The sequence below is a fragment of the Asticcacaulis tiandongensis genome (genome assembly GCF_006475605.1).
GTDB lineage: Bacteria > Pseudomonadota > Alphaproteobacteria > Caulobacterales > Caulobacteraceae > Asticcacaulis > Asticcacaulis tiandongensis.
Genome location: NZ_SSBC01000020.1, coordinates 1 through 25293, shown reverse-complemented (window position 1 = coordinate 25293; position 25293 = coordinate 1). Strand labels below are relative to the sequence as shown.

Here is a 25293-nt window from a genome sequence, read left to right as displayed (position 1 = left end):
ATATAGGCACGCAAATACTTTATCACACCGGCAGGGCCTGCAAAATCCGCTGACAGCCCAACCCGTCAACCTGTATCCGCGCCGTCTGGCCAATATCAGGGTTACGAATGACCGCCGCCACCCATTTTTCAAAATTTTCCGGCCACTGGTCGCGCGCCTCAAGCGCCGGATAGGGGCAGGCCGCCAATGCCCCCGCCTGATTATCCACCACCACCAGCACCAGCGCCGGCAAGCCCATGGCGGCAATCTCATACAGACTGCCCCCTGCCGCCGTTATCACCATATCCGCGCCATAAAGCACCTCGGCGACATTATCGGGTGCCAGATAAAGCTTGATGCGTGGCCGCGCCGCACACAGGCGACGCAAGTCATCGACATGGGCATGGGCCGGACCCGCAATCAACCGGATATCGACATCCGGCACCGCCTCTAGTAACGCCAACGCCGCCTGCGCCGTCAGATTGGCCGGATCGGAACCCCCAAACGTCACACAAACATGCGGCCGATAGGGGTCAGGATAGGCACGGCGAAACTCATGGCGTACCTGCGCAAAATCCGGCCCCAGCAACAGGCTGGCCTCAGGCGCTATCGCCGCATAGCCCATGTCTCTGGCCCCAAGCGCCGCATTGATGACAACGTGCGCCTTTAAGGGCATGGCCGCCGCATCATCCATCACCGCCACAAAGTGCGTCTCATAAAGCCGCGCATAGTAGCCCGCCTCAAACCGATAGGAGTCAAGCAACACCGCCTGACCTTCACGGGCAATGCGTGACACGAACTGGCCGTCCTCAGGACTGCCGATATCATGGGGCACATAGATATGATCGATACCGGCAAACCGTAACCGCTCCAACGCCTGCGGCGGTAAGTCACCGGTCAGAAACGTCACCTTGTCACCATCCAGCCGCGCCTGTTCGGCAATGGCATAGCAACGCATGAAGTGCCCCAGACCCACGCCATGCGACGCCTCTGTACGCACCCACAGGGCCATTATTTGAAATCCGCCCAGCTTAAGACGTGATTGGCCGCCAGATCGCGCGGCACCCGCAATCCGATGATCTTCTCCTGATCCGCCGGATGGATACCGGTGCCGGGCCGCACCGCTTTAAGATCAGCTCTGGTCACCACCTCACCGGCCTTAAGCGCCCGCGCCGTCACCAGAGACCGCACGGAGGTCTGGCGTTCACTCAACTCGCACTCAAGCACCCCCTGACGCACACCGGGCAAGGCCGCTTCCAGTGCCCGCACTTCACGCACCAAAAGCGCCATTTCCGCCGGATCAGCGCTGAACCAGTGATCCGGCCCCGGCGCGTCCTTATCATAGGTGACATGCTTTTCGATGATTTTCGCACCTAACGCCACCGCCCCAAGCGCCGAAGCTATGCCGATCGAATGATCCGAAAGCCCCACCACACAATCGGGATATAGCGATTTCAGCACCGGTATAGTCGACAGCTTCATCTCGGCATGCGGGGCCGGATACTGCGCCACACAATGCAAAAGCCCCAGACCGTTGATGCCTGCCTTGCGCGCATGACTGACACTGAGATCAATCTCAGCCAGCGTACATTTGCCCGCTGATAAAATCGTAGGCTTCCCCCAGCGGGCAATCTCATCGATCATATCGAAATAACACAGATCAGATGCCGCCACCTTAAACAGCGGCATGCCGATCCCCCCCAGATGCGCCGCCCCCTCAGGGCTGAATGGCGTGGCAAACGGGATCAACCCCAGCGTACGCGCATAATCAAACAGGTCTTCACACGCTTCACGGGGCACCACCAGCTTGTCGAACATGGTGCCAATCTGATCGGTTACCCGCCTGTCTTCGGCCCCATAGGTCACCTCACGTAGGGGGTCAGCCAGCAATTCCCCTGCCGTATAAAGCTGAAGCTTAATAGCATCGGCTCCATATTCAGCCGCCTGACCGATCATCTCTCTGGCCCTGACCATGTCGCCGTCATGGTTGGCGCCAATCTCGGCGATGATAAAACAGGGCTGGCCATCACCAATAATACGTCCCTCAACATTGAATTGAGCCATGAGGATATCCTTATACATATAGGTCTGATCGGGCTGGTGCAGGCATCCAGCCTCAAGGGTCATTATTCTTGGATTATCTTACTATTACCAACAATATTAATAATTACTTAGGCATAAATCGGCCATCCTTCGCGACGAAAACACGCTTATCGCCGGAACAAGTATGCTGGAACTTACGCACATTCAGGGGCTGAAATTCCCCGACGAATACGTCATCAGGCATTTCTTCAAATCCGGCCTTCAGCGACGCACTGGCAAAGTACTCGAAATCGGGTGCGGGAACGGTAACAATTTGATGCTTTACTCAGCCTTCGGCTGGCACATAACAGGCATCGATATAGATCCGGAAGCACTCAGCATGGCACGGCACAATCTGGGGCCTGATGCTCGTTTACACAACGCCTCTGCGGATACCAACCTGTCCGCCTGCCTCGACGGCCCCTATGATGTCATCCTACTGCCCAATGTCGTGTGCTATATTAGCGATAAAGGTTTGAAAGCACTCTGCCAGCAGGTAAGGCCTCATATGGCTTCCGAAGCCCACGTTTTTCTACGGACACGTCTCATTGACGACTATCGCTATGGGCGCGGCGAAAAAACCGGTGAGAATGGTTTCATTCTGGATACGCCGGAAACAGGTGAAAAAGGCCTCTACCATCGCTTCTATACCGAAGCCGAATTGCTCGCCATCATGCACCAGTCTTTTGGCATTACTGCTCCGGTGGCCTTGCGCGTCAACTTTGACAATCATCAGAATGGTGAGATTATCCGGCACAACAGCGATCTGGTTCTTTGGGGACAGACGTGAACAGTCTGCACATTGTGGGCGGCGGCTTAAGCGGCATAACGGCTGCCCTGTTGGCCCATAAGGCAGGCCACAGGGACACCATAATCTATGAGCGTGCCGAAGCCCTTGGTGGCGTTGCCCGCTCAACCCTATGCGGCGAATTCGAAGTGCGTACCGGCACTTTATATTTTGGTGACACCACCGACCCCCAACTCGCCTTGCTGCAATCCTACGGATCAGATTTTACAGCCTTCCCCAATCAGTTCGGCTCCATTAACCCACATGAAACAGGTAAGCCCTTTTACACCGATAGTTTTGGCGGCCCTGTCATCCCCTGCGGCCAGAACATAACACTATTTCCGAACAAACAGGCAAACCTGTACGAACGGCTCTCACAATATCCACCGAATATAGCTATGCGTATGCTGGCCCTTGCCCGTAAACACGTAGATGTTGATCCAGTAACCTTGAGCGCCGAAGCCGTAATCCCCATGGCCTTAAATCGCCTTATTCCTTTGGATGCAGATGCGGCAAATCTTGCCCGTTTGAAATCACAGGCGCCATTATATGATGACCTTTACGGCTTGCCACGAAACAGTTGGGGTTACGCCCGAAATCAGATTGCCCACCTGCCCACAGACGGCTTCCTGACCTTCTTCTCTCAACTTGAAGAAACTCTGACGCACCTGGGCATAACCTGTTCATTCCGCAAGCTGTTGCGTCCTGCGCAAGCCGAGCACCTTATAAAGAAGGGCGACAGCGTATTCTGGGGTGTAAACCCGCTCCCCCTGTTTCCCTATCTCGGAATACCCGTACCCGAAACTGTTCAGAAAACCTTCTATGTTTATAGTTTTCTGGCAGAAAGCTCGCTCACAAGCCCCTATTACCTTCAAAGTTTTCTGCCCCACGGCAGCATCTTTCGTTTATACATCTATTCCTCAGGCCCCGCAAAAATCGTTACCCTTGAATGTATGCAACCCGCAACCGAGGTTGAACTCAGGTCAGAAGTATCTGAACTGATAAATGACACCCCCATAGCAGACCTGCAAATGGGTGAAAATATCGCCTCTGTCCGGCAAGCACGCTGGCTGTATCATTCGACAGAAACGATCAGCGCGCTCAAAAGTCTGCGATCCAAACTATCCGACCGTTTCGGCACTGCCTTTTTATGCGGAAACTGGGAGGATTACGCCAAGGGAGCTAAATACACCGGTTTACAAAAAACCCTGACACAGTGGGCAGGACAGGCGGTTTAGTGTGAAGCAAATTGCCATCATGCAACCCACCTATCTGCCTTATCTGGGCTATTTCGCGCTGATGAAACAGGTGGACACATTTGTCTTTCTCGATGACGTTCAACTGGAGCGCAGGTCATGGCAAACCCGCAATCGCATTCTGTCCGGACAGGATATTATTACCCTGAGCGTCAGCTTGCAAAAACACAAGCAAACCGACCGGCTTGACAGCATTTATCTTGCTGATAGCCCGGACTGGCGCAGCGCACATCTCAACAACCTAACTCAGGCCTATCGGCGGGCGGCCTATTTCGCAGAAGGCTACGCATTCATACAGGATTTTCTGACCAGATTTTCCAACAATGCCAGACTGGTTGATCTCAATATTGCCCTGATCGCCACGGCCGCTGCAAAATTCGGCATATCACCCGTGTTCATCAGAGCATCAGATCTTCAGTGTGGCGGCAAACGCTCCGCCCATCTGTTGGAAATCTGCCTGAAATCAGACGCCGGACACTATATTTCCCCCCTTGGGTCCAAAGAATACATGCAGGAAGAACAGGCGTTTGCCAGAGCGAACCTTCCGGTTGACTATTTCACCTATCCCCCCGCCCCCTATCTTCAGACCACCGCCGGAACTTTTGAACCCTATATGAGCTTCATCGACGCTGTCATGAATATTGGATTTGCCGGGGTTGCCGCTTTACTAACTGAGGGCGCCCCCCAATGACCCGTATTGCCCTCATCCCCGCACGTGGCGGCTCAAAGCGCATCCCGCACAAGAACATCCGTCCCTTTCACGGCAGGCCCCTGATCGCCCGCTCCATCGAAGCCGCGATTACCTCAAACCTGTTTGACCGGATCATTGTCTCAACTGACGACGCAACCATTGCGGAAACCGCCCGCGCCCACGGAGCCGAAGTGCCCTTTGTGCGCCCCGACACGCTTTCGGATGATCATACCGGCACAAGCGATGTTGTCCGCCACGCCATAGGCTGGCTCGCTGACAACAATGAACGCCCCGAGGCCGTCTGCTGCATCTACGCCACGGCCCCCTTCCTGACGCCGGAACGTCTGCAACAAGGATGGGACGCCCTTCAGGGAAAACACTTCGCCTTTTCCGTTACCTCCTACGCCTTCCCCATTCAGCGCGCCCTGAAACGCACCGCAGACGGCGGCGTAGCGATGTTTCAGCCCGAACACCTCAATACCCGTTCTCAGGATCTGGAACCGGCCTATCATGATGCCGCACAATTCTACTGGGGCTGGTCAGATAAATGGCTAAAGGGCGAAAGCGTCTACGGGCCGCAATCCGCACCGGTCATCCTGCCGCGCCACGAAGTCGTGGACATAGACACCCCCGAAGACTGGGAACTGGCCGAACGCCTTTATGCGGTTTCCTCCCTCTCCCTCTCAGGGAGAGGGCTGGGGTGAGGGTTCTTCCCTGAAAGGTTCGGCTACTGGCTTGCGCCGCCGTCGCTGATCTGGCCTTCGTTCTGCTCATAGCAGATATTGGCACAGATCACCGTCGTGGCCTTAAGCCCCTTATAGACGGTCACACCGCCCTTGACGGGGGTGCCCACGGAAATATCACCGTCCCAGATGGTGCGTCCCGAACGGTCGGTCACCGTCACGGCACTGCGGCCATAGTCCTTGCCGACAATATAGATTGTGCGCGAATCGACGACGGTGACATCGGCAATGGCCGGATTTCCGACAATGACAGACCCCGCCGAAGCGCTCAGGCTCACCCGCTGGGTATGGTTCTTCTCAATGACGACGCGTTGACCGGCAACCGCAGCGCCTGCCGCCATTACCGCCGCCATGGTCACAATGGCCGCACCCGTCGCAATGAGTTTCCGCATCCGTCTATCCATAAGAGACTATTGTCCCTTCCAGACATACTGAACAAATGTTTAAAAAGCCTGAATGGCTATCACCCGCCCCTCTAAGAGGCCGTTTCAAAAGATTGGAGTCTGTGGCGAAAAGACGTATCTTCGAGAACCGAAGCGCAGCGTACTCAAGGTACGTGAGCATCGGAAGCGCAGAAGATGCGGCTTTGCAGGCCAGAAAACGACCTTTTGAAACCGCCTCTAATGGAAATGCAGATCCATCCATATCATCGCCACCTCATTCGGCCTTAAACACCTGAGACCCGAATTGGCATGATTAAACGGATCAGGCATATGATTGACCGGCTCGGCACAGAAAAAATCCTCTCCTGGCGGCACATAGATATGCAGCCAGCCACAGTCCGGTGAGGCCCTGAGACTGACCACCGGTTTACGCCCCTCGCTGATTTCCACCCGTCCACTGTAACCGGTATGGCAGTGATCAATCAGGCGGTCGTGACTGACCTTATCGCCATTGCCCCAGTCCTTTTGCCAGCGACCGGCATGCCATTCGACCGGCAAACAGTCCTCATCCGATAACCACACGCCACTAACCTGCGCCTTTAACCGCGTCTTGTCCGTGCGATTAAAATAGGGATGAAACCCAAGCCCCGCCGGCATCGGCGACAAACTGAGATTACGCACACTCAGCCACACCCTTAAGCCCTGCGCCCCCAGTTCAAACAACTGCGTCGCCTCATAATCCCACGGCCATTCATCCGCCTGATGACGATAGGTCAGCAGTGCGCGACTCGCACTGGCCTCCGTCACCGACCATTGCGACCGCCAGCCCTGCCCATGCAAGGTATGCGGATGATCCCCCAGATTAGGTTTCAGCCTGATCTCGTTGCCGCCAAAGACAAACCGTCCGTCACGGATACGATTACAAAATGGCACCAAAGGAAAACAGGCGGTTTGCAGCACATCGTCCGCCCCCGCTGGCGTCACCCGCAACATATCACGCCCCTTGTGCGTCAACCGTCCTATAGCGCCCCCCAGCTCCGGCAAAAGCTCCAGTTGCGCACGCGTATGGCTCAGGCTGATCATGGCATACTCCTGGCATTTTCTTTCATACCTCCCCATTTTAATGGGGAGGGGGACCGCCGCGAAGCGGGGGTGGTGGGGTATCTACCCGACCCTCCCAAAACCACTGATTTCAGACACAGAAGGCGGAACCGGTGTCCCGCCCCCGCCTTCTGCTGCGATCTGTTTTTCCAGATGCTTATTTTTTCCACAACTGTTCGATGGCTTCAAGGGTTTTACCCTTGGTTTCCGGCACGAACTTCCAAACGAAGATCGCCGCCAGAACCGAGAAGCCGGCATAGATGTAATAGTTCAGACCGTGGTTAAAGACGGCATTCAGCGCACTGTCGCCATCCACCACCTTGAATGACCAGGTGACGATATAGTTGGAGATCCATTGTGCCGCGACGGCAATAGCCATGGCTGTTCCCTTGATTGAGTTGGGGAACATTTCCGACAGAAGCACCCAGACAACCGGCCCCCACGACAGGGCAAAACCGGCGATATACAGAATGGCCGCATACAGAAGCAGCGTCCCTTCCTGCTTTTGCTGGAACAGAACCCCAAGCGCCAGCATGGCCACCGCCATAACAATCGCCCCAAGGATCAAAAGCGGCTTACGGCCCCAACGGTCAACCGTAAAGGTCGCCACCAGCGTGAACACCACATTGGCTGCCCCGACGATCACCGTCTGCAACAGGGCCGTATCCGTCCCCGACCCGATGTTCTTGAACATCAGCGGCGCATAATAGAGTACGGCATTGATACCGACGAACTGCTGGAAAACCGACAACAGCACGCCCACAACAATAACCGCCGCCCCAAAGGAAAACAGTTTGCCCGAATGCTGCGTCAGGCTGCCCTTGATTTCGCGCATGGTTTCCTGCGCCGCTTCCGGGCCATTCAGCTGGTTAAGCAGCTTTTCCGCCTTATCATTCTTGCCCTTAAGCACGTACCAGCGCGGCGTATCCGGCATGGTCAGGGCCGCCACGAAGAACAGAGTCGCCGGAACCGCGGCCGAGGCCAGCATCCAGCGCCAGCCGGTGGCCAGAATCCATTCATCCGTGCCCTGCTGGGCAATTTTCATATTGACGAAATAGACCAGCAACATGCCGCTGACGATGGCAATCTGCTGAAAGGTCACCAATAGCCCGCGATGCTTGGCAGGCGCGATTTCGGCAATATAAAGCGGGGATATCAGTGAGGCCATACCAATGGCCACCCCGCCAAAGAAGCGATAGATCATGAACGGCGTCAGGCCATCAACGCCCATACCACCAATCGGTGCCAGCCCCAGTTCGGGATAACCCGACAGGATCGACGAGGCAAAAAACAAAAAGGCCGCAATCAGCATACCGGCCTTACGGCCAATCGCGGTGGCCAATGGCCCGGCCAGCAATGAACCGGCGACACAGCCCCACAACGCAATGCCGATGGCCGTACCCGAAAGCGAGTTACGCGCCATTTCCGACATGTCGGTGCGCGGTGTGATGAAATTATGGTCAATCGATTCGACCGCGCCGGATATCACCGCCGTGTCGTAACCGAAGAGCAACCCGCCCAGAGCCGCACCAATCGCAAGCCCCATGACAAGGCCCGTATTCACTTTCCCCACGGTTGAGGTCATGAACTATCCTCCCTTGCTGACAAAACAGGCAAATTATGCGCCGTTTCGTCCCTGTTTTTTCCAAAAAGCAAGACCCCCCTTAAGGTCCGCCCGCGTTTCCTGTTCTGTGCCGCATCCGTTATTAAGCTTGCCGTTGGGGCGTCGGATTTCGGTTAAACTGACTCATAATGTCAGCGCTGTCATTCGTAAAGCGGGGATACGTAACGAAGGGAAAATACCCGCCTTATCCCCCAGACTTCACCTCTTTCAGAGCATCTGGCAAGTAAATTATGATAGCGCTACCAAAACACGCCTGCATCGCCCCCTGCGAAACTTAACATCCTCCCCTGCGAAGCGGGGGAGGTGTCAGCGCGTAGTCGCTGACGGAGGGGGCAAACCCTGCCTAAACAGGACTCAATGCCGAAAAATCAGGCTCGGCATCATAGGTCACATGCGTCAGGCACAGGCCCTCAGGCGGAGCCACAGCCCCACAGGCCCGACGATCAGCCGCCTCAAGCGCGGCCTTCACATCTTCTGGTTCCCAGCGACCGACACCGACCTCCGCCAGCGTACCGGTCATGGAACGCACCTGCCGGTGCAAAAACGAACGCGAGGCAAAACCCAAATGAATTTCGTCACCTACGCGTTTCACGCGCGCCACATCAAGCGTCTTCATCGGTGATTTGGCCTGACAGCCGATATGCCTGAAGGTCGTAAAATCATGATGCCCAATCAGGTATTTCGCGGCTTCAGCCATGCGGTCGGCATCCAGTGGCTTACGCACATGCCAGACCCTGCCCTGCTCAAGGGCCGGCGGTGCCCGACGCGTCAGGATACGAAACAGATAGACCCGACCTGTCGCCGAAAACCGCGCCGAAAAGCTTTCGTCCACCTGCTCGGCCTCAAGCACAGCAATCGGCTCCGGCGTCAGATAGGCATTCATCGCGTCGCGCACGACATCGGCCTTGAATTCTTTAACCAAATCAAAGCTTACTACCTGCCCTGAGGCATGCACGCCGGTATCTGTCCGCCCCGCCGCCGTCAGCCGCAAAACCTCACCACTGAAGCGGAATATGGCCCGCTCAAGCGATCCCTGCACGGTCGGCAGATCGCCCTGCGCCTGAAACCCCTTATAGGGTCTGCCATCATATTCGATAAGAAGGCGATAACGCGGCATCAGACTAACCGCTCACCGACCGGCAAGCTGGCCCCGTTAAGAAACTCAGCCGCATCCTGTGCCGCCTTACCTTCGCGCTGTACGCGTAACAACTCTATCACCCCGTTACCGGTGGCAATATATAATCCGTCCCCTTCAAGCCGCGTTCCCGCCGCCTGATCGGATATTTTATCCGCCACGCGCGATAAAAGTACCTTCAACCGCTGCTCGCCCTTAGGCGTCTGAACCATCGTCCAGGCTCCCGGAAACGGCGACAAACCGCGAATATGCCAATCCAGTTCCTGCGCTGATCGGCTCCAGTCTATCCTCGCCTCCGCCGACGTAATTTTTTTCGCGTAAGTCACCTCACCCACCTGCGGCTGATCCGTCGCTCCACCGCGTTCAATCGCCGCCAGAGCCACCGGCAACAGCGCCGCCCCCATAGTCGCCAGCTTATCGTGCAGGGTTTGCACCGTATCACTGGCGGTAATTTCCACCCGCCCCGACAGGATCACCGGCCCCTCATCAAGCCCTTCGGACATGCGCATGACCTGCACGCCGGTATGGCTGTCACCGGCCATGATCGCCCGCTGAATAGGGGCCGCCCCGCGCCAGCGTGGCAACAACGACGCATGCAGATTGAAACAGCCAAGCGGCGGATGTTCAAGCACCTCGGCCTTTAATATCTGACCATAGGCCACCACCACGCAGGCATCGATATCCAGTGCCTGAAACTCGGCAATGGCCTCAGGTGACTTCATGGATTTCGGGGTGCGCACCTCAAGCCCGAGGCTGATTGCAAACGCATGCACCGGTGATGGCGTCAGTTGCTGGCCACGCCCTTTGGGTGCCGGTGGCTGGCTATAGACACAGACAATCTCATGACCACTGGCCACCAGTTCAGCCAGGGCCTTAACGGCGAAATCGGGCGTGCCCATAAAGGCCAGACGCATGAGATATCCTTAAAACAACAACAGGCGCATCATATGATGCGCCTGTTTGGCTCAAAACCCTGTCTGATGCAATGATCAGGCAACACGTTTCAGTTTTTTGACCCGCGTTACCGCCCGATCGCGTTTCAGCTTCGACAGGTGATCAATAAACAGGACACCATTCAGATGATCCATTTCATGCTGAATGCAGGTGGCATAAAGGCCCTCGGCCTCTTCCTCAACCTGCTCACCCTGATAATTCAGATAACGAATACGCACCTTTTCAGGGCGAACCACCTCGTCATAGATTTCCGGCACCGACAGACAGCCCTCGTCATAGGACGACAGCTCTTCCGAGGCCCAGACAATCTCGGGATTAACGAAGAAGAGCGGCTTTTTCTCGCCCTCAGCATCCTCAGGTGCGCCTTCCGGCTTTTCCTGCAAATCCATGACAATGACCCGAACCGGTTCACCGATCTGGATCGCCGCCAGACCAATGCCTGGTGCGTCGTACATGGTTTCCAGCATGTCATCCATCAGGGCGCGCAGTTCATCCGTCACCCCGCCTTCAACGGGTTTGGAGACTTGCTTCAACAGCGGGTTCGGAACAGTTATGATTTCACGTATAGCCATGGCCTGAAAATAAGGTTCGCAAGGGTTCCGGTCAAGATGGCGCAACCCTTGGCCTGACGATTACTATGGATTCAAAGACTTAAATTCAACCCTTGTCACCCTCAAAAACCTTAAGCTTGCTCAATGGCCGTGGATGCGCCTCAATCGGCGCGATTTCCGGCAGGTCCTTGCCCTCATGATCGACCTTGAGGTCTTCAAACTTCCGCGCCTGCGTCAGCACCTGAGACTCAAGCGACCCGACAAAGCTGTTGTACTTATCGACCGCGCTGGCCAACCCCTTGCCCAGCCCCGCCACATGCCCGCCCATAACACTCAGGCGGTTATACAGATCACGCCCCAGCACAGCGACTTCACGCGCATTATGTATCTGCTCCTCCGCCCGCCAGCCATAGACCACGGCCTTGCACAGGGCAAACAGCGTCGTCGGCGTGACAATGATCACCTTACGGTTCATCGCCTCGCTCATCAGGTCGGGCATGCGCTCTAACGCCGCCGACAATATGCCGTCACCGGGCACAAACATGGCGACAAAATCAGGCGATTGTTCCCGAAACTGATCCCAATAGGCCTTGGCTGACAGGTCGCGCACATGTTGCTGCAAGGCCCGCGCGTGACGCTGGAACAGGTCTTCGCGCAACACCTCATCCGTCGCCTCGGACGCCTCAAGATAGGCCGTCAGATTGACCTTGGCATCAATGGCGAATACCCCGCCAGGCAGCTTGACCGTCACATCCGGCCTGCGCCGTCCAGCCTCCGTCTCAAGGTTCATCTGCTCGGTAAAATCAAACTGCGTCAGACCAGCGGCTTCAAGGACGTTACGCAAGGTCTCCTCACCCCACCGACCCTGCACCCCTGCCCCGCGCCGCAAGGCATTGGCCAGCTTCTGCGTCACATCCCTTGTCTGGCTTGAGGCCTGCAAAAGCTGGGTGATCTCCTGCCTGAGACCACTGGTGTCCTTAAGCCGGTCTTCCTCCATCTGTTTGACCTGCGTCTCCACCTTCACCAGCGTCTCAGCCACCGGTTTCAGCGTATGGGTCATGCGTTCCAGCGCCAACCGTTCCCGCGCCACGAAGGATTCCTCTGCCCGCTTCAAGAGCGCATCGGTCGACTGCGCCAGGGCCTGCTGCGACGCGGCCTGAAAATGCTCGCTCATGGCCGCCCGCGCATCCTCAAGGTTCCGTGCCCGTTCGCGCACCTGAGACAGCTCGGAAACCGCACGCAGCAGACGCTCATTCAACCCGTCATTCTGCCCGCGCAAACGCCGGTTTTCCTGAAACAGCAACACAAGCCCGCCCGCCAACAGGACAGATAGACCACCGACAATGAGAAGAATCCATTCAAAGTTCATGAAATGTTCTTAGCGTGAATTTATAAACCCCGCAAGTGGTCTGAGACCATAATTACACGCTCTCTAACGGCCCCATGCCTTCGGCCTTGGCCCGCGCTTCAAAAGCCTGCTCTGTAAACAGACGGAATTCGCGGGAACCAATGCCCGACACAGACATCCACTCCCCCAAAGCCTTTTGTGGCGTCAGGGTCAGCCGGACAAAGCCGTTATGCGCCGTACTGGCCGCCAGAACCTCAGCGTTCTGATCCGTCAGGGTTTGCGCCAGATTAAACCCTGGCACCAGCGCATCAAACCACACGGTCGGGCTGGATATCGCGGTGACGCCCAATTCCACGGCCACAGGCGTGCCCGCCGCATCATGTAACTGATTGGCCCAGGCGCTATGGCTGTCACCCGACAACACCACCGTCCGCGCCCTATGCCGCTTTAGGATGTCATAAAGCCGTTCCCGCTCCGCCGGATAACCGTCCCAGGCATCCAGATTCAGCGGCAATGCCTGCTCCTGACTGAACAATTCGACCATGGGCTCAACCACGGCGCGGGCCTTGGTGGGCAAGCGATTGAGAAGACCTGTCACCGCCGGTTCCCCATAAACCTGCCTGACATCAGGTCCAGCCACACGGGCCATTATGATCTGGTTACCCAGCACCTGCCATGTCACCTCATGGGCGACCGAGGCTTCAATACCCTGATCCAGCCACTGGCGCTGAGCTTCGCCCAAAAGCTCCCGTTCAGGCGCATTAATCAAAGCCCGCAGCGCATCGTAGTCAGGGATTTTCTGACCATCCTCACCTACCCGAAACGGAATATCGTCAGGATAATCAAGTTGTTCAGTACGCGCCACCAGACGTGTCTCAAGCATAAACAATTCGGCAAGCTTGCCAAACCGGAACCGGCGGTAAATTGCTTCGGACAAATGCCCCGCTTCCGCATCACGGATAGGCATCCACTCGCGATAGGCCTTAAGCGCCGCAGCCTTACGGGTGAAATAGTCGCCTTCGCCCTTTTCAGGATCATGGTTTTGCGCCCCTCCTACCCAGGGATTGTTGCAGATTTCGTGATCATCAAACACACATATCCACGCCGCCCGCGCATGCGCCGCCTGAAGCTCCGGCTCACGCTTATACTGCGCGTGGCGCTGGCGATAATCCTGCAAGCTTACGATCTCATGCGGCGGTTCGGGAATGCGCCCCAAAAGCTGGCCATTGGCCATGCCATAGTCGTTTAAACCCGCCCCGTATTCATAAATATAGTCCCCAAGGTGAACAACCGCATCGACCTCCTTAAGGTCGGCAATCGCCTGATAGGCATTGAAATAGCCATTGGGATGCAACGAACAGGACGCCACCGCCAGCACCAGACGATCCGTATTTTCCGGCAGGGTCTTTGCCTGCCCCACAGGTGATATCTGCCCGGCGCTCAGAAAGCGGTAGAAATAACCCTGCCCCGCCTCCAGCCCGCCGACATCGACCTTAACCGTATAATCACGGCCCTGATCGGTAATGAAACGTCCCCTCTGCACAATCCGGCCAAAGTCTTCGTCTTCGGCGACCTGCCAGATAACCTCTGTGGCCCTGTCAGCAGTCAGGCGTGTCCAGATGATCAGCCTGTCCTGCAAAGGATCACCAGACGCTACCCCATGTGCGAAATGCACCCCTTCGATGCCAGCAATACCTGCACCACCGACCGCTGGCGCCAGCCCCGCCAGCCCAAACGTCAGCAGTGCGCGGCGACGATTGATCTTCCCCTCGGACATGGCTTCGCTCCAAAAACTATACCCGAAGCCGTACCATAAGAGGGTTTGATGACAGGGATTTAACCATTAGGTGACCGTTTTATTCACAGCCACCAGCCAGATAAACGCTCAAACCAACGGGCAAATCATGATTTTTGTGTGCGGCCTTATTTTCTCATTGAGCCTGAGAGCGCTTTAGCATAGGTTCCGCCCCATTGCGCCGGAGCTGGTTTATCTGCGCGCCCTACGCACCCGTAGCTCAGCTGGATAGAGTGCTGCCCTCCGAAGGCAGAGGTCACAGGTTCGAATCCTGTCGGGTGCGCCATTTACGAACAAAACTGGGCACTCCTGCCGGAGTAGCCCCACCACCCATCACAAGCCGCTCTAGAACATCCCGCCGCCCGTGGATTCGGATTTCCGTGTCGTCGACTTCGACCTGGTCGATGACGGAGCGCAGATAGGCGCGGCGGAACGGAATAGCGCCGTTTGCGACGTTGTCGCGCATGAGCGCTGCGAAGGCGCTGATCTTCTCTTCGGTGATTCTGGTTTCCGGCTGGAGCTCGGCGAAGGCGCGGTCCTTGGCGGCCTTCGCCTGATCGCGTTCGGCCTTGAGCGCGGCCAGCCGCTCTTTCAAGGTCGGGTCGGATGAGTCGGCTATGCCGTTCTCGATAGCTTCGTAGAGACGTGACAGGCGGCTCTCGCAATCTGACATCTTGTTCTGGAGGGCCGTAAGGCGCTGCGCATGGTCTTCGCTGCGCGAGGCCTGCCGGGCCATCAGGCCGCCAAGGATGGCGCGGACCCTCTCCGGGGTGAATAGGGATGCATTGAGCTGGTCAGTGACGATCTGGTCGAGCTTGTCCATCGGGATGGACCGGCCCGGGCAGGCAGACTTGCCCTGCTGGGCGCAGGTGGCGCAGGTGTAATAGCGGTAGCGGCCTGACTTGCCAGTCCGCAGCGTCATACCGCCGCCGCAGCTGGCGCAGGTCGCTAGGCCCGTCAGGAGGATGGGACCGGTGACGACGCGCGGCGGCGTCTGTTTGGGGTTGCGGGATTTCAGACGGGCCTGCACGGCATCGAATAAGGCCGGGTCAATGATGGGATCAACCGCAACCATAATCTGGTCGGCGGCGGGCTTGTCTTCCTTTGTCTTCCAGACCTTGCGGTTAAAGCGGTACTCACCCTTGTAGGTCGGACTGGTCAGGAGGGCGTGCAGCGGGCCGATACCCCACCGCGCGCCGCGCCGGGTGCGGTAGCCCCGTTCGTTTAGGTAGCAGGCAAGGGCTTTGACGCCGAGGGGGCCGCTTGTGCCATTGCCTTCGTGGACAAGGCGGAACATGAGCCGCACCACTTCTGCTTCTACGGCATCGATGGCGAGGCGCTTTTTGGTTTTTGCTCCCCGCTGCTCCGCAGCCACAATGGCGTATCCATAAGGCGCGGCAGCGCCATTCCAGAAGCCTTGCCGGGCGTTCTCCTGCATGGCACGGAGAACGTGCTTTGCATTCTCCTTGGACTGGTACTCGTCGAACAGTGCGAAGACCTGCCTGACCATCACGCTCATCGGGTCATCGCCAAGGTCTTGGGTGATGCTGACGAGCTTGACGCCGTTTTTGCGCAGGCGGCGGACATGATATTCGAGCGCGAAATGATCGCGCGCGAAGCGGCTAAAGGAATGGACGACTACGACATCGAAGGGTGAATCCCCGCCCGCCGCCAAGTCGAGCAGCCGCTGCAGCTCGGGACGGCGGTCGTCGGTCCCGCTGAGGCCGGCATCGACGAATTCGATGACGACCTCCCAGCCGCGCGCTTTGCAGAATTCTTGTGCCTGCCGCCGCTGGTCCGGGATGGAGAGGTCGTTTTCGGCCTGGCGACCTGTCGAGACGCGCAAATAGAGGGCTGCGCGCAGGCTGTCAGCGTTCTTCGCTTCCAGATTCGTGCTGTTGAGAAGCTTCATGACGCTGCCCCCTCGCTTTCCAGCACTATCGCAGCTGTTTGGGGCCGTTTCGAGTCGTCATGCTTGCTGGGGGTTGTTCCCAGCAGGTGCAGTATCTGCGGCATCAGGAATGCTTCGATGGCATCCAATTCTTCGGCAGTGACGGGCAGATGCTCAAGCTCTTCGCAGACAACAGCAGGACGCGTGCCGTCACTGCCGCTGGCCTTCTGGCCGGCAGCAGGGCGCAGCAGCTCGCGATGGCTGGACTGGCGTCCGCGCATCTCCGCGTCCTCGGGAAAGGGTTGGGGTAGAACATCACGATGACGGCCTATGCTTGGCCGTCACCACTGTCTTCGCGTCGGTCCTTCAGGCCGCCGCCGGGGTCGAAAGCGTCAGACTCGTCGCCGCGGCGGGTGTTTTCCTGAAGGATCTCGAAAGCAGGGCTTTCAACGGCTTCCTTGAGGAAAGCGAGGAAGGACCTGCCGACGGCCTGCGCCTCCGGTGTCACGCGCCGGCCATGGCCCCAAGCGTAGAGATTGTCCTGCGCCTGCCGGAAGTAGGCAGGGTCATCCATGTCCGGGCCGTGATGGCCGGACATGAGTATGGCAAGGAGATTGACCATCTCCTGAAACGCTTCGGTCTGTTGTGCGGACGTCGCGCCGTCGACACTAAGGCGGTCGAACCCTTCGGCAATAAAGCGCTCAATCGAGTCAGGCATCATGATGGTTGTTTTCGTATTCGACATGGCCGAGACCTTTGAAGAGCGGGGCGATTAGTACTGACCTTGTAACAGGTCAGTACTATCTCGTTCCACGCGAAAACCTCGCGCCTGCCGGCTAGCCCATGCGGGGGCTGGTCGTGCGCTGCCGGATGACGCGGTTCACGGCATCAAGGCTCTTAAGAGTCGCGCGTGCCTCCCCCGAATGCGGGGGAGCCAGCGCCAGCTCGCGGTACAGTTTGCCGCGCAGGGTGTGAAGCGCGGACAGGCTCAGGGATTGAAGGTCTTGAAGGGTGTAGGTGCGGGACATCGCATTTCCTTTCTCTCGCGGCCCCGCCAATCGGGGCCTTTGAGCCCCACACACAGACAATCGGCAGAAGGACCGATTGCGGGTTGCGGAAGAGAAAGGAGTGATGGATAGCGCTGCGCCCGGAGAGAGCGAGATATGAGCCTGTCGGGCGCCATGCGCGGCGTCGCAAACTCTCGCGAAATTTGCTGGCCGCCGCGGGTGCGTGGTAGAATGTCCTTATATTGGGAGAGACTATTTAAGAGATTTGCGTGTCGATAATGATAAGCGTACGCGGCGATCTAACGATGGCCCAGGTACGGCAGGCGATATTTGAGGCCCTTGGAGAAATCGAAGACGAATACAACTTGCGCCATTCGCGCAACGTGACCCTCTTTGTGAATCCCACTGATGAATTCGGCGAAAAGGTCATCCTGCGCGACGAGCGCGGGAAGGCGCTTTCGCGCGTGACCAAGAAAGGGCCCTACCGGTCGGCGGCAGAGGACTACAACCTCTGACGAATAGCCGGAGCGAGAATGGGAAAGGTGGTGCGGCATGAAACTGCCGCCCTGTTACGTAGGTCTGGAACAAGCGCGCCAGGTGCTGGCGGAAATAGGGGTAGAGTTGACGCCGCGCCAGATGAAGCGGGCCGCCGATCGTGACGCCCATGGCCATCGCAAGCTGCCATTTTTTGTTGACCCGATAGAAGGCACGCTAAAGATCGAGAAAGGCACGCTGGTCGCGATATACCAGCAACTTCAGAATGAAGCTGTCCGAGACTTCAATGATAACGATTGACTTCTATGTTCGTATTTTGTTCTATACTTGAAACAACAATAAAAACAATGATTTTGCATGGCAGATATAAGGAAGCGCACGGGCAGTAACGGGACGAATTATCAGGTCCGGTATCCGAGCAAAAGCACAAAGACCGGCTATGCCTACGCCACCTTCGATACGTTGAAGGAGGCGCGCGCTTTCACCGAAAATCTGGGCAGCCTCAAACATATCGCTGGCGGACGGAAAGTGACCGTACCGGAAGCCGTACAAATCTGGCTCGATACCTGCGAGAAGATTGGCCGTGATGGGCGGGAGAAGGTGGAGACCACCACCCATGTTGAATATCAGCGCCGTGGCGCCGTCATGATGGCGTATGCATGGGAGAAGCACCTGCACGAACTTGAGGCCGCTGACGTCGTGCATTTCCGGAACTGGCTGCTTCAGCACAAGAGCCGGGATCTGGCGCGCCGCACCCTGTCCTCATTCCATTCGGTCATCATCGAGATGAGATTCCAGGGCCTGATTAAGGACGATCCTGCCGCTGGTATCACCATCCGGGCAGATGGCCGGTATGAAGAGGATGACAGCGAAGTCCGCATCCCGACCGACGACGAGGTCCGCGCACTCCTGAAGGCGGCGGATGCCGTGGGCGAAGGGTCAGAGCAGCTGGCGAAAGCCTGGCGCCGCTATCGCCCGATGATTTACCTTGCCGTGTTTTCAGGTATGCGCCCGTCCGAGTATCGGGGCCTGGCTTGGAGCAATGTCGCTATTGACCGCGTCCATGTCCGGCAGCGCGCTGACCGCCTCAACCAGATTGGACCGGTAAAGTCCCGCGCTGGTCGGCGCACCATTTACCTTCCTGAGGCTGTAGGGAAGATGATCTTGGATTGGCGGCAACATTGCCCGGCATCGACGTTAGGCCTCGTGTTCCCGACGGCGCAGGGCAAACCGATGGCGCTTAACAACTTTGCGCGGCGCTGCTGGGAGCCCCTGATGAAGGCGGCGAACCTGATGGAGGCAGACCCCAACGGGAAAGAAGGCTCCATGCGGCCTCGCTTCACTCCCTATGCCTTGAGGCACTATTTCGCATCGAAGTTGATCGCCAAGGGCGAAGACCTGAAGTTTATCCAGACCAGCATGGGCCATGCCGACATCCAAATTACCTTGAATGTCTACGGTCATCTGTTGAAAGATAAAGAAGCGAAACATCAGCGCACGGCCGAAGAATTTGCGGCAGAACTGATGGCAGCCGAGTAAGTTTGTGTAGCGAGAACAAAGGCAGAAAATCGATGTGGCAAATATGTGGCAAATCGGCTGGAGGCCGCAGAAACCTTAGACTCTTTCTCAGCTTCCCAAGCTGAATGTCGCGGGTTCGACCCCCGTCGCCCGCTCCACTTTAAAATCAAATACTTAGCTGCAATTTAGTTGTCGTAATCGTCAATTTCCGGCGTTTTTTGCCACAAATCATGAGTCCGCTGGAACCCGCAGAAATCCTTGATTGTCCGGCGTAGCCCGGGTGGGCTTGTGGCAAGGTTGTGGCGAATCTCCCCTCAAGGCAAAGGGCCTTTTTTCTGGATCTTTGTCGCGTTACGTTAAGTCATCGACGCTGCTCACCCCCTGTCGTTTCAGATTTCTTGCTCGCCCTGACAGGCCACGCGGCGCCCGCAACAGCCGCCCGCTCCGTTCGGCTGGGGCCTCCCGTGTTGGCTGTTCCCCTCCGGTGCGGACGCCGCTTGGCAGCCTGTCCTTTCCTCGCTTCTGAAACAGCAAGAGGAGGAGCAATCTCAATGACGAAAGAATATTATCGAAACCGCGTATTTCAGGGCGACTGCGTTGAAGTCATGCAATGCCTGCCGTCCCGTTCCGTGGACTTTGTCCTGACAGACCCGCCTTATCTGGTGAACTACCGCCCGCGCAGCGGGCACACCGTTATGAACGACAATCAGTCTGACTGGCTTACCCCCTCGGCGGCGGAAATGTACCGCCTCCTGCAGAGCGATGGCCTGTGCGTCAGCTTCTATGGCTGGCAAGCTGCTGACCTGTTCATCGACGCTTGGCGCAAGGCAGGATTCCGTATCGTCGGCCATCTCGTATTCAGCAAGGCCTACACGGCCAGCGCCCGTTTCCTATCTCACCGGCATGAATGCGCCTATGTCCTTGCCAAGGGCAGTCCGGCATTGCCGGAAGCGCCCCCGGCTGATGTGATTAAGTGGGCCTACACAGGCAACCGCCTGCATCCCACGCAAAAACCGGTGTCGGTCCTGAGCCCGCTGATTGAAGCGTTCTGTCCCGAAGGCGGGGTGGTGCTGGACCCGTTCTGCGGTTCAGGCTCGACGCTTGTGGCTGCTCAGCAGTGCGGCCGCGACTATATCGGCATCGAACTGGCCAAAGAGCACCACAAGACCAGCGTCGACAGGCTTGCCGCGTGAGGGTGCTATTCGTCGTCGACCGGAGAGAGGGTCATGGTGGAATTTTCCAGCTTCCACCGTGCGGCCAAAGCATCCTTCGGCCAGGACGCATCCGGACCTAATATGGCCTTCACCTTTGCGTCTTCGTGCGCCCTCATGTTTTCTAATATTTCAGCCTTTTCGGCGTCGGTTAACTTTCGCTTTGTCATTGAGCGAGGTTAACCGGGCCGGGAATACGGTTGCAAGGAAAGACTGTTCGGAGCCTCAGCGCGATGGCACACCGGCATCCCGCCGCAGTATCCGCAGTGCCGTCGTGATGGTTTCTTCCAGGTCGCACGTATAGGACGACCGCCCGACGACGTTTTCGACCAGCCATTCGGCAAGGTCCGCATCGATGCTGATGGTCACTTTGTGTTGGCGGTGCAGGTAGCCTTTCATGTCCGCTGGCCAAACGGCCTTGCGCCGTGCGGAGTGCTTTTTCCAGTCCTGATACTTCATGGCCAAGCCCTTTCTCTGTCATCGGATTGCATCGTTCTGTGGCCTCCGCAGCAGCTTTTACGGAGGGGCAGGCATGACCGCCGCCGTAGCGGATTTCCTCAACCATTGACGCTGAGTTCTGGCCGGGCGCGCCGTCCGGTCAAACCCCGCCCGCACCACTCCCGCCTTCAAGGGGCGGGACCGTGTTAGGGCCTGACCCGCCGGCTTATCCGCCCGTCCTTCCTTGCCCGCGTCTTGAGGAAAACCCGCAACGCAAGGAGCAAGGTCATGACGACCACCACCGAAACCCCGCGCCTGGATGTCTACAGCCGCATCACCAACCAGATCATCGAAGCCCTTGAGCAGGGCGTGAAGCCCTGGACCCAGCCCTGGAACGCCGCCCACGCGGCGGGGCACGTTTCCCGGCCGCTGCGCCATAACGGCCAGCCCTATGCCGGCATCAACGTCCTGACGCTCTGGGCGTCGGCGATGACGGCACATTACTCGGCGCCTATCTGGATGACCTTCAAGCAGGCCATCGAGCTTGGCGGCCATGTCCGCAAGGGCGAGAAGGGCTCCCCCGTCGTCTACGCCGACACGATGCGCCGCACCGAGACTGATGATGCCACGGGCGATGAGACCGAGCGGGCCATTCCGTTTCTGAAGGCCTACACGGTCTTCAATGTCGAGCAGATCGAAGGCCTGCCAGAACATTTCCACGCGCAGGCACATACCACCCGCAATCCCGACGAGCGCATTGCCGAGGCCGAGGCCTTCTTCGCCGCGACCCGCGCCGATATCCGGCATGGGGGCGACAGCGCCTATTACAGCCCGGCGCTGGATTACATCCAGATGCCGCCTTTCGAGGCTTTCCGCGACGCGCAGGCCTACTACGCAACGCTTGCCCATGAGGCGACCCACTGGACACGCCATGCGACGCGGCTGGACCGGGACTTCGGGCGCAAGAAGTTCGGCGATGACGGCTACGCCCGCGAAGAACTCGTGGCCGAGCTGGGCGCGGCGTTCCTGTGCGCAGACCTCGGCCTGAAGCTCGCAGACCGGGCCGACCACGCCGCCTATATCGGTCACTGGCTGTCCGTCCTGAAGGACGACAAGCGCGCTGTCTTCGCCGCCGCCGCGCACGCGCAGCGTGCTGCTGACTATCTCGGGCGCTTCAGCCGCCCGCTGGAGGCCGCCGCCTGAGCGGAGGCCTTTCTTCCCGGATGCAAATTTGCTGGTCATGGCCACCGTCCTTCTCGCAACGCTATTGGGGGATCGAGCCGGACGGCCCGGGCCATTCGTCCTGCGGACGGATCGGCAGCCTTTTGCGGGCATCCGTCAGGCTGTCCATGTATTTGTCGCAAAAGGTCAGCCGGTCGAGGATGGCGTTGGCCCGTCGTTGGCCCATGACTTCAGCCACATCAAAGCGCTGGCCGAGATATTCAAGAACCACGTAGTAGGACTCCCCATAGTAGCGCGCTACGCGCAGGCCGGGTTTTGTCCTGATCTGATGGTCGATTTTGTCCTTCTCGGCCTGCGCTTTGTCGTGCTGGACCAACACGAAGCGGTGCTCGTGAGAGCGATCGAAGCTGTGCCAGTCCTGCTCCGGCTCCCAGGAGGGCGCCTTCTTGATCTTGTGGAGCAGGATGGCGTTTTCGGTGAATTTCACCGTCGCTGTCACCTGCGCGACGTGCCGGATTTTCTGCTGCATAAAGGGGCGTCCGCACAGGCCGACGAGGAAAAACCCGACAGCGGGGGCGGTCACGGCCATCGCTTCGTAGCTGATCCAGCCCGCAACTCCGACAGCGGCGACAGCCAGAAGACTCGCCATATCATCGGCGGACTGCGCGTCGAACGGGCGCAGATGGCGGAGGGCCACATTGATGGTGGTGCGCCCGCCTTCCACGGTGATGTCTGTGCGGGGCTCGCCTTCAAAGACTTTTGCAAGACCGTTCATGACCGTTCTCCTTGCGGCGCGCCTTGTTTGGCGCTGGCCTGCATGAGAATGTGTCACCGGAAGACGCGGCGTTTCCTCGCGCTTTCCTCGCCAGGATGGGCAGGTCTATGGAGTATGCGGACGATATACTCGCAAGAATACAGGCGGCGCTGATAGATTATCACGCCGCAACCAATACCAATGGCCGCAAGCGGACATGGTCCGCCATCGCCCGTGAATTGCACGAAACCGCGCTGGATACGCTCGATACTGACGAAGACCTTGATGATGACGACGAGCCTCTCGGCGACCCTTACAAACCGCTCGCGGAGGCCTTGCGGCGCTTCGCGGCAGGCACGCAGACTCCCAGCCAAGAGCGGCTTGATGCGCTCTGCGCTTACCTTAAATCAAAATCCTTCCTGACCGATGCCGACCTTCGACCAGCCGAAGCGGGCAACCCGCTCGTCCATGCGTTCGCAGCGTTCTTCGGTGGGCAGGATGACGGAAGGGATTTCGCGCCGCTGCAGGGGCGCTTTGCGGCAAGCCGTAAGCTGTCCAACGGACGCACGGAGATGTCCGTCATCACTGTGCGGGATGGGGGAGCCCGTGCCCCGGTCGTCGAAGACAAGCTCTACAGCCTGCCCATAGCGCCGCAGTCGACGAAGCGCGATGCGCTGGCGCGGCTGCTGAAGCGCTCCGGCGGCAGCGAGCAGCGCTTTGACGGATGGCTTTTCCACCGGAACGGACAGGCCTGCCTTGTCGTGCAGGACAGCTTACGAGAGGAGCCGAGCATTTACACGGTTCTCGACCGCAAGGTCGCGGCGGGCGAGACACCCGCCGCTATTCTGCTCGTGAAATCACGGGATTTCGGCGCGCCTGTCCCGGGATACGAGAAGGGCCGGATGAGCTTCGTGGCGGAGGACGCCAGCACCCGGGACATTGCCTTCGGAAAGATCAAGGAGCGCATCTGGGAGTACCGGCAGGAGGGCGAGCCTGATGCCTAGCCAGCCACATGACGCCGAACGCCGCCGGTTACACGCGGCGTTCCTGGAGGCTGTCAATATCGGCGATGTCGACAAGGTGCGGCAGTTCCTCGCCAACCCCACCATCGACATCAACTATGCCGAACTCGGCACAGGCCTTACGGCCCTCCATATCGCGGCGGGTCGCAACGCTGCTGCCGTCCTGCGCCTCCTCACCGGAACCGGCCGCTGCGACCTTGGAACCAAGGACGCGCAAGGGCGGACGGCGGCGGTTGTTGCCGTAACCGTGGGGCGCAATCCCGCCGTTGGGCGTTACCTCGCCGACCTGCAGCATGGTGCAGGGATTGCCGTTACCAGGCAGCGCCGCCGCCCGGGCGAGCAGACGGACTCAGGGTGAGGCATACTTTCCGGCGAACGCTGGATGCACGGGACTGCTTTCGTCGAAATACTCCACGCGCTGCAGCATCAGCGGGTTATAGCCCGCCCACAGCACCAGCTGGCGCTTGAGCCGGTCGCTGCGTGCGAACTGGCGGCTGACCTCATCTGGCGTCAGCAGGTCATATTGCTCCAGCGATTCCGACCGCCCTGTGATGCCGGAGGCCTTCTGGTCGGTCGCCGCTTCGCCTTCGCGCGTCACCTTGACCACCGTCTTGCCGAGACGCTTTGAGACGTACTCCGTCGTCATCGAATCACTGTTGCCGAAGAACTGGAGGATACCGGCATTACCGGCGAAGGTTTCCCAGCGTTCCTTGTAGAGCGCCTTGCCCTGTCCCCAGTCTTGCAGCACCACCCATAGCTTCACGCCAAACGAGGCAATCTGCCCAGCGGCATCCTCCAGCTGCTTCATGTGCCCCAGCACCGGAAATTCATCCAGACAGGCAAGAACCGGGACGGCGGGTTTTGCCTTCTCACGCTCCATCGCATCGAGCAGCAGGTTGATGAACACGCGCAGCCATCGGCTGCAGCGTGCCATGCGGTTGGCAGGCAGGCACAGATAGACCGTCATCCCCTGGGGTGCGGTTTTGAGTTCCGAGAGGTCAAAGTCGTGCCCGCCCAGCACCCGTGCCATCGCCCGGAAGTCGAGGAACTTGGTATGGCGGCGCGTCGTCGACAGCACGCTTGCCCGCTCGTTGGCGGGCCGCTCGTAGAAATCGCGGGCCGCACCCTCGATGACATCTCCAACATCGGCGAGGTCATCACTGCGTTGCAGGCGCGCCGCGTTCTTGAGCATCGCGAGTTCGAGAGCGAAGGGGGCATCTGGCCTGTCCCTGGTTTGACGGACACGAAGAAAAGCGTGTTTATCGAACTGGAGGTAAGAAATGGAGAAGCGAAAATATAGTCGCGAGTATAAGATCGAGACTGTAAAAATGATCAGGGATAGAGGT

The 25293-nt window shown here is 58.3% G+C and carries 28 protein-coding genes and 1 tRNA gene; 12 read left to right on the top strand and 17 right to left on the bottom strand.

The window, feature by feature from the left end:
• Nucleotides 1–22: 22 nt before the first annotated feature.
• Nucleotides 23–991 (bottom strand): UDP-2,4-diacetamido-2,4,6-trideoxy-beta-L-altropyranose hydrolase, encoded by a 969-nt coding sequence (gene pseG, locus E5201_RS12475; RefSeq protein ID WP_140986530.1) that lies wholly within the window; start codon nt 989–991, stop codon nt 23–25.
• Nucleotides 991–2043 carry an N-acetylneuraminate synthase family protein gene (locus E5201_RS12470; protein ID WP_181404633.1) on the bottom strand — a complete coding sequence of 351 codons (1053 nt, stop codon included), beginning with the start codon at nt 2041–2043 and terminating at the stop codon, nt 991–993. The genes pseG and E5201_RS12470 overlap by 1 nt, the downstream gene beginning before the upstream one ends.
• A 163-nt stretch (nt 2044–2206) precedes the next feature.
• Between E5201_RS12470 and E5201_RS12465 the strand changes: the two genes are divergently transcribed.
• Genes E5201_RS12465 through pseF form a run of 4 tightly spaced genes read left to right on the top strand, consistent with a single transcriptional unit; the run spans nt 2207 to nt 5499 of the window.
• Nucleotides 2207–2851, top strand: coding sequence for a class I SAM-dependent methyltransferase (locus E5201_RS12465; protein WP_140986526.1), 645 nt, complete (start codon nt 2207–2209; stop codon nt 2849–2851).
• Complete coding sequence (locus E5201_RS12460) at nt 2848–4086, top strand: NAD(P)-binding protein (protein WP_342774738.1); 1239 nt, start codon at nt 2848–2850, stop codon at nt 4084–4086. Before E5201_RS12465 ends, E5201_RS12460 begins: the two co-directional genes overlap by 4 nt.
• 1 nt (nt 4087) lies before the next feature.
• Nucleotides 4088–4795: a WbqC family protein gene (locus E5201_RS12455; protein ID WP_246050700.1), complete on the top strand. Its 708-nt coding sequence runs from the start codon at nt 4088–4090 to the stop codon at nt 4793–4795.
• Entirely contained in the window at nt 4792–5499 is a 708-nt protein-coding gene (gene pseF, locus E5201_RS12450; RefSeq protein WP_140986522.1) for a pseudaminic acid cytidylyltransferase, read from the top strand. The genes E5201_RS12455 and pseF overlap by 4 nt, the downstream gene beginning before the upstream one ends.
• Nucleotides 5500–5522: 23 nt before the next feature.
• Here the strand turns inward: pseF and E5201_RS12445 are convergent, their stop codons facing one another.
• From E5201_RS12445 to E5201_RS12410, 8 genes are all read right to left on the bottom strand, one after another.
• The gene (locus E5201_RS12445; protein WP_140986520.1) at nt 5523–5930 is read right to left on the bottom strand and encodes a pilus assembly protein N-terminal domain-containing protein; all 408 of its coding nucleotides are present in this window, start codon (nt 5928–5930) and stop codon (nt 5523–5525) included.
• A 228-nt stretch (nt 5931–6158) separates the two neighbouring features.
• Nucleotides 6159–7004, bottom strand: a complete 846-nt coding sequence (locus tag E5201_RS12440; protein ID WP_140986518.1) for an aldose 1-epimerase — start codon at nt 7002–7004, stop codon at nt 6159–6161.
• A 175-nt stretch (nt 7005–7179) separates the two neighbouring features.
• A complete protein-coding gene (gene xylE / locus E5201_RS12435) occupies nt 7180–8607 on the bottom strand; it encodes a D-xylose transporter XylE (protein WP_140986516.1) in 1428 nt (475 codons plus the stop codon).
• A 382-nt stretch (nt 8608–8989) separates the two neighbouring features.
• Complete coding sequence (gene truA / locus E5201_RS12430; protein ID WP_140986514.1) at nt 8990–9763, bottom strand: tRNA pseudouridine(38-40) synthase TruA; 774 nt, start codon at nt 9761–9763, stop codon at nt 8990–8992.
• The gene (fmt, locus tag E5201_RS12425; RefSeq protein WP_140986512.1) at nt 9763–10695 is read right to left on the bottom strand and encodes a methionyl-tRNA formyltransferase; all 933 of its coding nucleotides are present in this window, start codon (nt 10693–10695) and stop codon (nt 9763–9765) included. Before fmt ends, truA begins: the two co-directional genes overlap by 1 nt.
• Nucleotides 10696–10770: 75 nt before the next feature.
• A complete protein-coding gene (gene def / locus E5201_RS12420; protein ID WP_140986510.1) occupies nt 10771–11307 on the bottom strand; it encodes a peptide deformylase in 537 nt (178 codons plus the stop codon).
• 85 nt (nt 11308–11392) lie between these two features.
• Nucleotides 11393–12655 (bottom strand): DNA recombination protein RmuC, encoded by a 1263-nt coding sequence (locus E5201_RS12415; protein WP_140986507.1) that lies wholly within the window; start codon nt 12653–12655, stop codon nt 11393–11395.
• 52 nt (nt 12656–12707) lie between these two features.
• The gene (locus E5201_RS12410) at nt 12708–14411 is read right to left on the bottom strand and encodes an alkaline phosphatase D family protein (protein WP_140986504.1); all 1704 of its coding nucleotides are present in this window, start codon (nt 14409–14411) and stop codon (nt 12708–12710) included.
• A 227-nt stretch (nt 14412–14638) separates the two neighbouring features.
• Here E5201_RS12410 and E5201_RS12405 point away from each other — a divergent pair.
• Nucleotides 14639–14715 (top strand) — tRNA-Arg (locus tag E5201_RS12405).
• On the opposite strand, the gene E5201_RS12400 is transcribed toward E5201_RS12405, so the two are convergent.
• The 4 genes from E5201_RS12400 to E5201_RS12385 form a co-directional block, all read right to left on the bottom strand.
• Nucleotides 14686–16341 carry a recombinase family protein gene (locus E5201_RS12400; protein ID WP_140986502.1) on the bottom strand — a complete coding sequence of 552 codons (1656 nt, stop codon included), beginning with the start codon at nt 16339–16341 and terminating at the stop codon, nt 14686–14688. The genes E5201_RS12405 and E5201_RS12400 overlap by 30 nt on opposite strands.
• Nucleotides 16338–16601 (bottom strand): hypothetical protein, encoded by a 264-nt coding sequence (locus tag E5201_RS12395; protein WP_140986500.1) that lies wholly within the window; start codon nt 16599–16601, stop codon nt 16338–16340. The genes E5201_RS12400 and E5201_RS12395 overlap by 4 nt, the downstream gene beginning before the upstream one ends.
• 47 nt (nt 16602–16648) lie before the next feature.
• Nucleotides 16649–17065, bottom strand: a complete 417-nt coding sequence (locus tag E5201_RS12390) for a hypothetical protein (protein WP_140986498.1) — start codon at nt 17063–17065, stop codon at nt 16649–16651.
• A 91-nt stretch (nt 17066–17156) separates the two neighbouring features.
• Nucleotides 17157–17348 (bottom strand): hypothetical protein, encoded by a 192-nt coding sequence (locus E5201_RS12385; RefSeq protein ID WP_140986496.1) that lies wholly within the window; start codon nt 17346–17348, stop codon nt 17157–17159.
• 284 nt (nt 17349–17632) lie between these two features.
• Between E5201_RS12385 and E5201_RS12380 the strand changes: the two genes are divergently transcribed.
• The 4 genes from E5201_RS12380 to E5201_RS12365 all read left to right on the top strand — a co-directional run bounded on the left by E5201_RS12380 (nt 17633) and on the right by E5201_RS12365 (nt 20533).
• On the top strand, nt 17633–17842 hold the full coding sequence (locus E5201_RS12380) for a hypothetical protein (RefSeq protein ID WP_219993636.1): 210 nt from the start codon (nt 17633–17635) through the stop codon (nt 17840–17842).
• A gap of 37 nt (nt 17843–17879) precedes the next feature.
• A complete protein-coding gene (locus tag E5201_RS12375) occupies nt 17880–18122 on the top strand; it encodes a hypothetical protein (protein WP_181404631.1) in 243 nt (80 codons plus the stop codon).
• A gap of 57 nt (nt 18123–18179) precedes the next feature.
• A complete protein-coding gene (locus E5201_RS12370) occupies nt 18180–19361 on the top strand; it encodes a tyrosine-type recombinase/integrase (RefSeq protein WP_140986494.1) in 1182 nt (393 codons plus the stop codon).
• A 530-nt stretch (nt 19362–19891) separates the two neighbouring features.
• Nucleotides 19892–20533 carry a DNA methyltransferase gene (locus E5201_RS12365; protein ID WP_140986492.1) on the top strand — a complete coding sequence of 214 codons (642 nt, stop codon included), beginning with the start codon at nt 19892–19894 and terminating at the stop codon, nt 20531–20533.
• 243 nt (nt 20534–20776) lie between these two features.
• On the opposite strand, the gene E5201_RS12360 is transcribed toward E5201_RS12365, so the two are convergent.
• Complete coding sequence (locus tag E5201_RS12360; RefSeq protein ID WP_140986490.1) at nt 20777–21010, bottom strand: hypothetical protein; 234 nt, start codon at nt 21008–21010, stop codon at nt 20777–20779.
• A gap of 267 nt (nt 21011–21277) precedes the next feature.
• Here E5201_RS12360 and E5201_RS12355 point away from each other — a divergent pair, with 267 nt between their 5' ends.
• Entirely contained in the window at nt 21278–22192 is a 915-nt protein-coding gene (locus E5201_RS12355; protein WP_140986488.1) for an ArdC family protein, read from the top strand.
• Between the two features lie 61 nt (nt 22193–22253).
• Here the strand turns inward: E5201_RS12355 and E5201_RS12350 are convergent, their stop codons facing one another.
• Nucleotides 22254–22946, bottom strand: coding sequence for a hypothetical protein (locus E5201_RS12350; protein WP_140986486.1), 693 nt, complete (start codon nt 22944–22946; stop codon nt 22254–22256).
• Between the two features lie 107 nt (nt 22947–23053).
• On the opposite strand from E5201_RS12350, the gene E5201_RS12345 reads away from it, so the two are divergent.
• On the top strand, nt 23054–23929 hold the full coding sequence (locus E5201_RS12345) for a hypothetical protein (protein ID WP_140986484.1): 876 nt from the start codon (nt 23054–23056) through the stop codon (nt 23927–23929).
• The gene (locus E5201_RS15140; protein WP_140986482.1) at nt 23922–24305 is read left to right on the top strand and encodes an ankyrin repeat domain-containing protein; all 384 of its coding nucleotides are present in this window, start codon (nt 23922–23924) and stop codon (nt 24303–24305) included. Before E5201_RS12345 ends, E5201_RS15140 begins: the two co-directional genes overlap by 8 nt.
• Here E5201_RS15140 and E5201_RS12335 read toward each other — a convergent pair.
• A partial coding sequence (locus tag E5201_RS12335) for a type IV secretory system conjugative DNA transfer family protein (RefSeq protein WP_140986480.1) occupies nt 24297–25293 on the bottom strand: 997 nt, incomplete at its 5' end. The two genes, E5201_RS15140 and E5201_RS12335, sit on opposite strands and share 9 nt — an antisense overlap.

What these genes read in the sequence shown, in the direction of transcription:
- pseG (WP_140986530.1), bottom strand. Translation starts at nt 991, where the DNA reads ATGGCCCTGTGGGTGCGTACAGAGGCGTCGCATGGCGTGGGTCTGGGG.
- E5201_RS12470 (WP_181404633.1), bottom strand. Translation starts at nt 2,043, where the DNA reads ATGGCTCAATTCAATGTTGAGGGACGTATTATTGGTGATGGCCAGCCC.
- E5201_RS12465 (WP_140986526.1), top strand. Translation starts at nt 2,207, where the DNA reads ATGCTGGAACTTACGCACATTCAGGGGCTGAAATTCCCCGACGAATAC.
- pseF (WP_140986522.1), top strand. Translation starts at nt 4,792, where the DNA reads ATGACCCGTATTGCCCTCATCCCCGCACGTGGCGGCTCAAAGCGCATC.
- E5201_RS12445 (WP_140986520.1), bottom strand. Translation starts at nt 5,930, where the DNA reads ATGCGGAAACTCATTGCGACGGGTGCGGCCATTGTGACCATGGCGGCG.
- E5201_RS12440 (WP_140986518.1), bottom strand. Translation starts at nt 7,004, where the DNA reads ATGATCAGCCTGAGCCATACGCGTGCGCAACTGGAGCTTTTGCCGGAG.
- xylE (WP_140986516.1), bottom strand. Translation starts at nt 8,607, where the DNA reads ATGACCTCAACCGTGGGGAAAGTGAATACGGGCCTTGTCATGGGGCTT.
- truA (WP_140986514.1), bottom strand. Translation starts at nt 9,763, where the DNA reads ATGCCGCGTTATCGCCTTCTTATCGAATATGATGGCAGACCCTATAAG.
- fmt (WP_140986512.1), bottom strand. Translation starts at nt 10,695, where the DNA reads ATGCGTCTGGCCTTTATGGGCACGCCCGATTTCGCCGTTAAGGCCCTG.
- def (WP_140986510.1), bottom strand. Translation starts at nt 11,307, where the DNA reads ATGGCTATACGTGAAATCATAACTGTTCCGAACCCGCTGTTGAAGCAA.
- E5201_RS12415 (WP_140986507.1), bottom strand. Translation starts at nt 12,655, where the DNA reads ATGAACTTTGAATGGATTCTTCTCATTGTCGGTGGTCTATCTGTCCTG.
- E5201_RS12410 (WP_140986504.1), bottom strand. Translation starts at nt 14,411, where the DNA reads ATGTCCGAGGGGAAGATCAATCGTCGCCGCGCACTGCTGACGTTTGGG.
- E5201_RS12400 (WP_140986502.1), bottom strand. Translation starts at nt 16,341, where the DNA reads ATGAAGCTTCTCAACAGCACGAATCTGGAAGCGAAGAACGCTGACAGC.
- E5201_RS12395 (WP_140986500.1), bottom strand. Translation starts at nt 16,601, where the DNA reads ATGCGCGGACGCCAGTCCAGCCATCGCGAGCTGCTGCGCCCTGCTGCC.
- E5201_RS12390 (WP_140986498.1), bottom strand. Translation starts at nt 17,065, where the DNA reads ATGTCGAATACGAAAACAACCATCATGATGCCTGACTCGATTGAGCGC.
- E5201_RS12385 (WP_140986496.1), bottom strand. Translation starts at nt 17,348, where the DNA reads ATGTCCCGCACCTACACCCTTCAAGACCTTCAATCCCTGAGCCTGTCC.
- E5201_RS12380 (WP_219993636.1), top strand. Translation starts at nt 17,633, where the DNA reads ATGGCCCAGGTACGGCAGGCGATATTTGAGGCCCTTGGAGAAATCGAA.
- E5201_RS12375 (WP_181404631.1), top strand. Translation starts at nt 17,880, where the DNA reads ATGAAACTGCCGCCCTGTTACGTAGGTCTGGAACAAGCGCGCCAGGTG.
- E5201_RS12370 (WP_140986494.1), top strand. Translation starts at nt 18,180, where the DNA reads ATGGCAGATATAAGGAAGCGCACGGGCAGTAACGGGACGAATTATCAG.
- E5201_RS12365 (WP_140986492.1), top strand. Translation starts at nt 19,892, where the DNA reads ATGACGAAAGAATATTATCGAAACCGCGTATTTCAGGGCGACTGCGTT.
- E5201_RS12360 (WP_140986490.1), bottom strand. Translation starts at nt 21,010, where the DNA reads ATGAAGTATCAGGACTGGAAAAAGCACTCCGCACGGCGCAAGGCCGTT.
- E5201_RS12355 (WP_140986488.1), top strand. Translation starts at nt 21,278, where the DNA reads ATGACGACCACCACCGAAACCCCGCGCCTGGATGTCTACAGCCGCATC.
- E5201_RS12350 (WP_140986486.1), bottom strand. Translation starts at nt 22,946, where the DNA reads ATGAACGGTCTTGCAAAAGTCTTTGAAGGCGAGCCCCGCACAGACATC.
- E5201_RS12345 (WP_140986484.1), top strand. Translation starts at nt 23,054, where the DNA reads ATGGAGTATGCGGACGATATACTCGCAAGAATACAGGCGGCGCTGATA.
- E5201_RS15140 (WP_140986482.1), top strand. Translation starts at nt 23,922, where the DNA reads ATGCCTAGCCAGCCACATGACGCCGAACGCCGCCGGTTACACGCGGCG.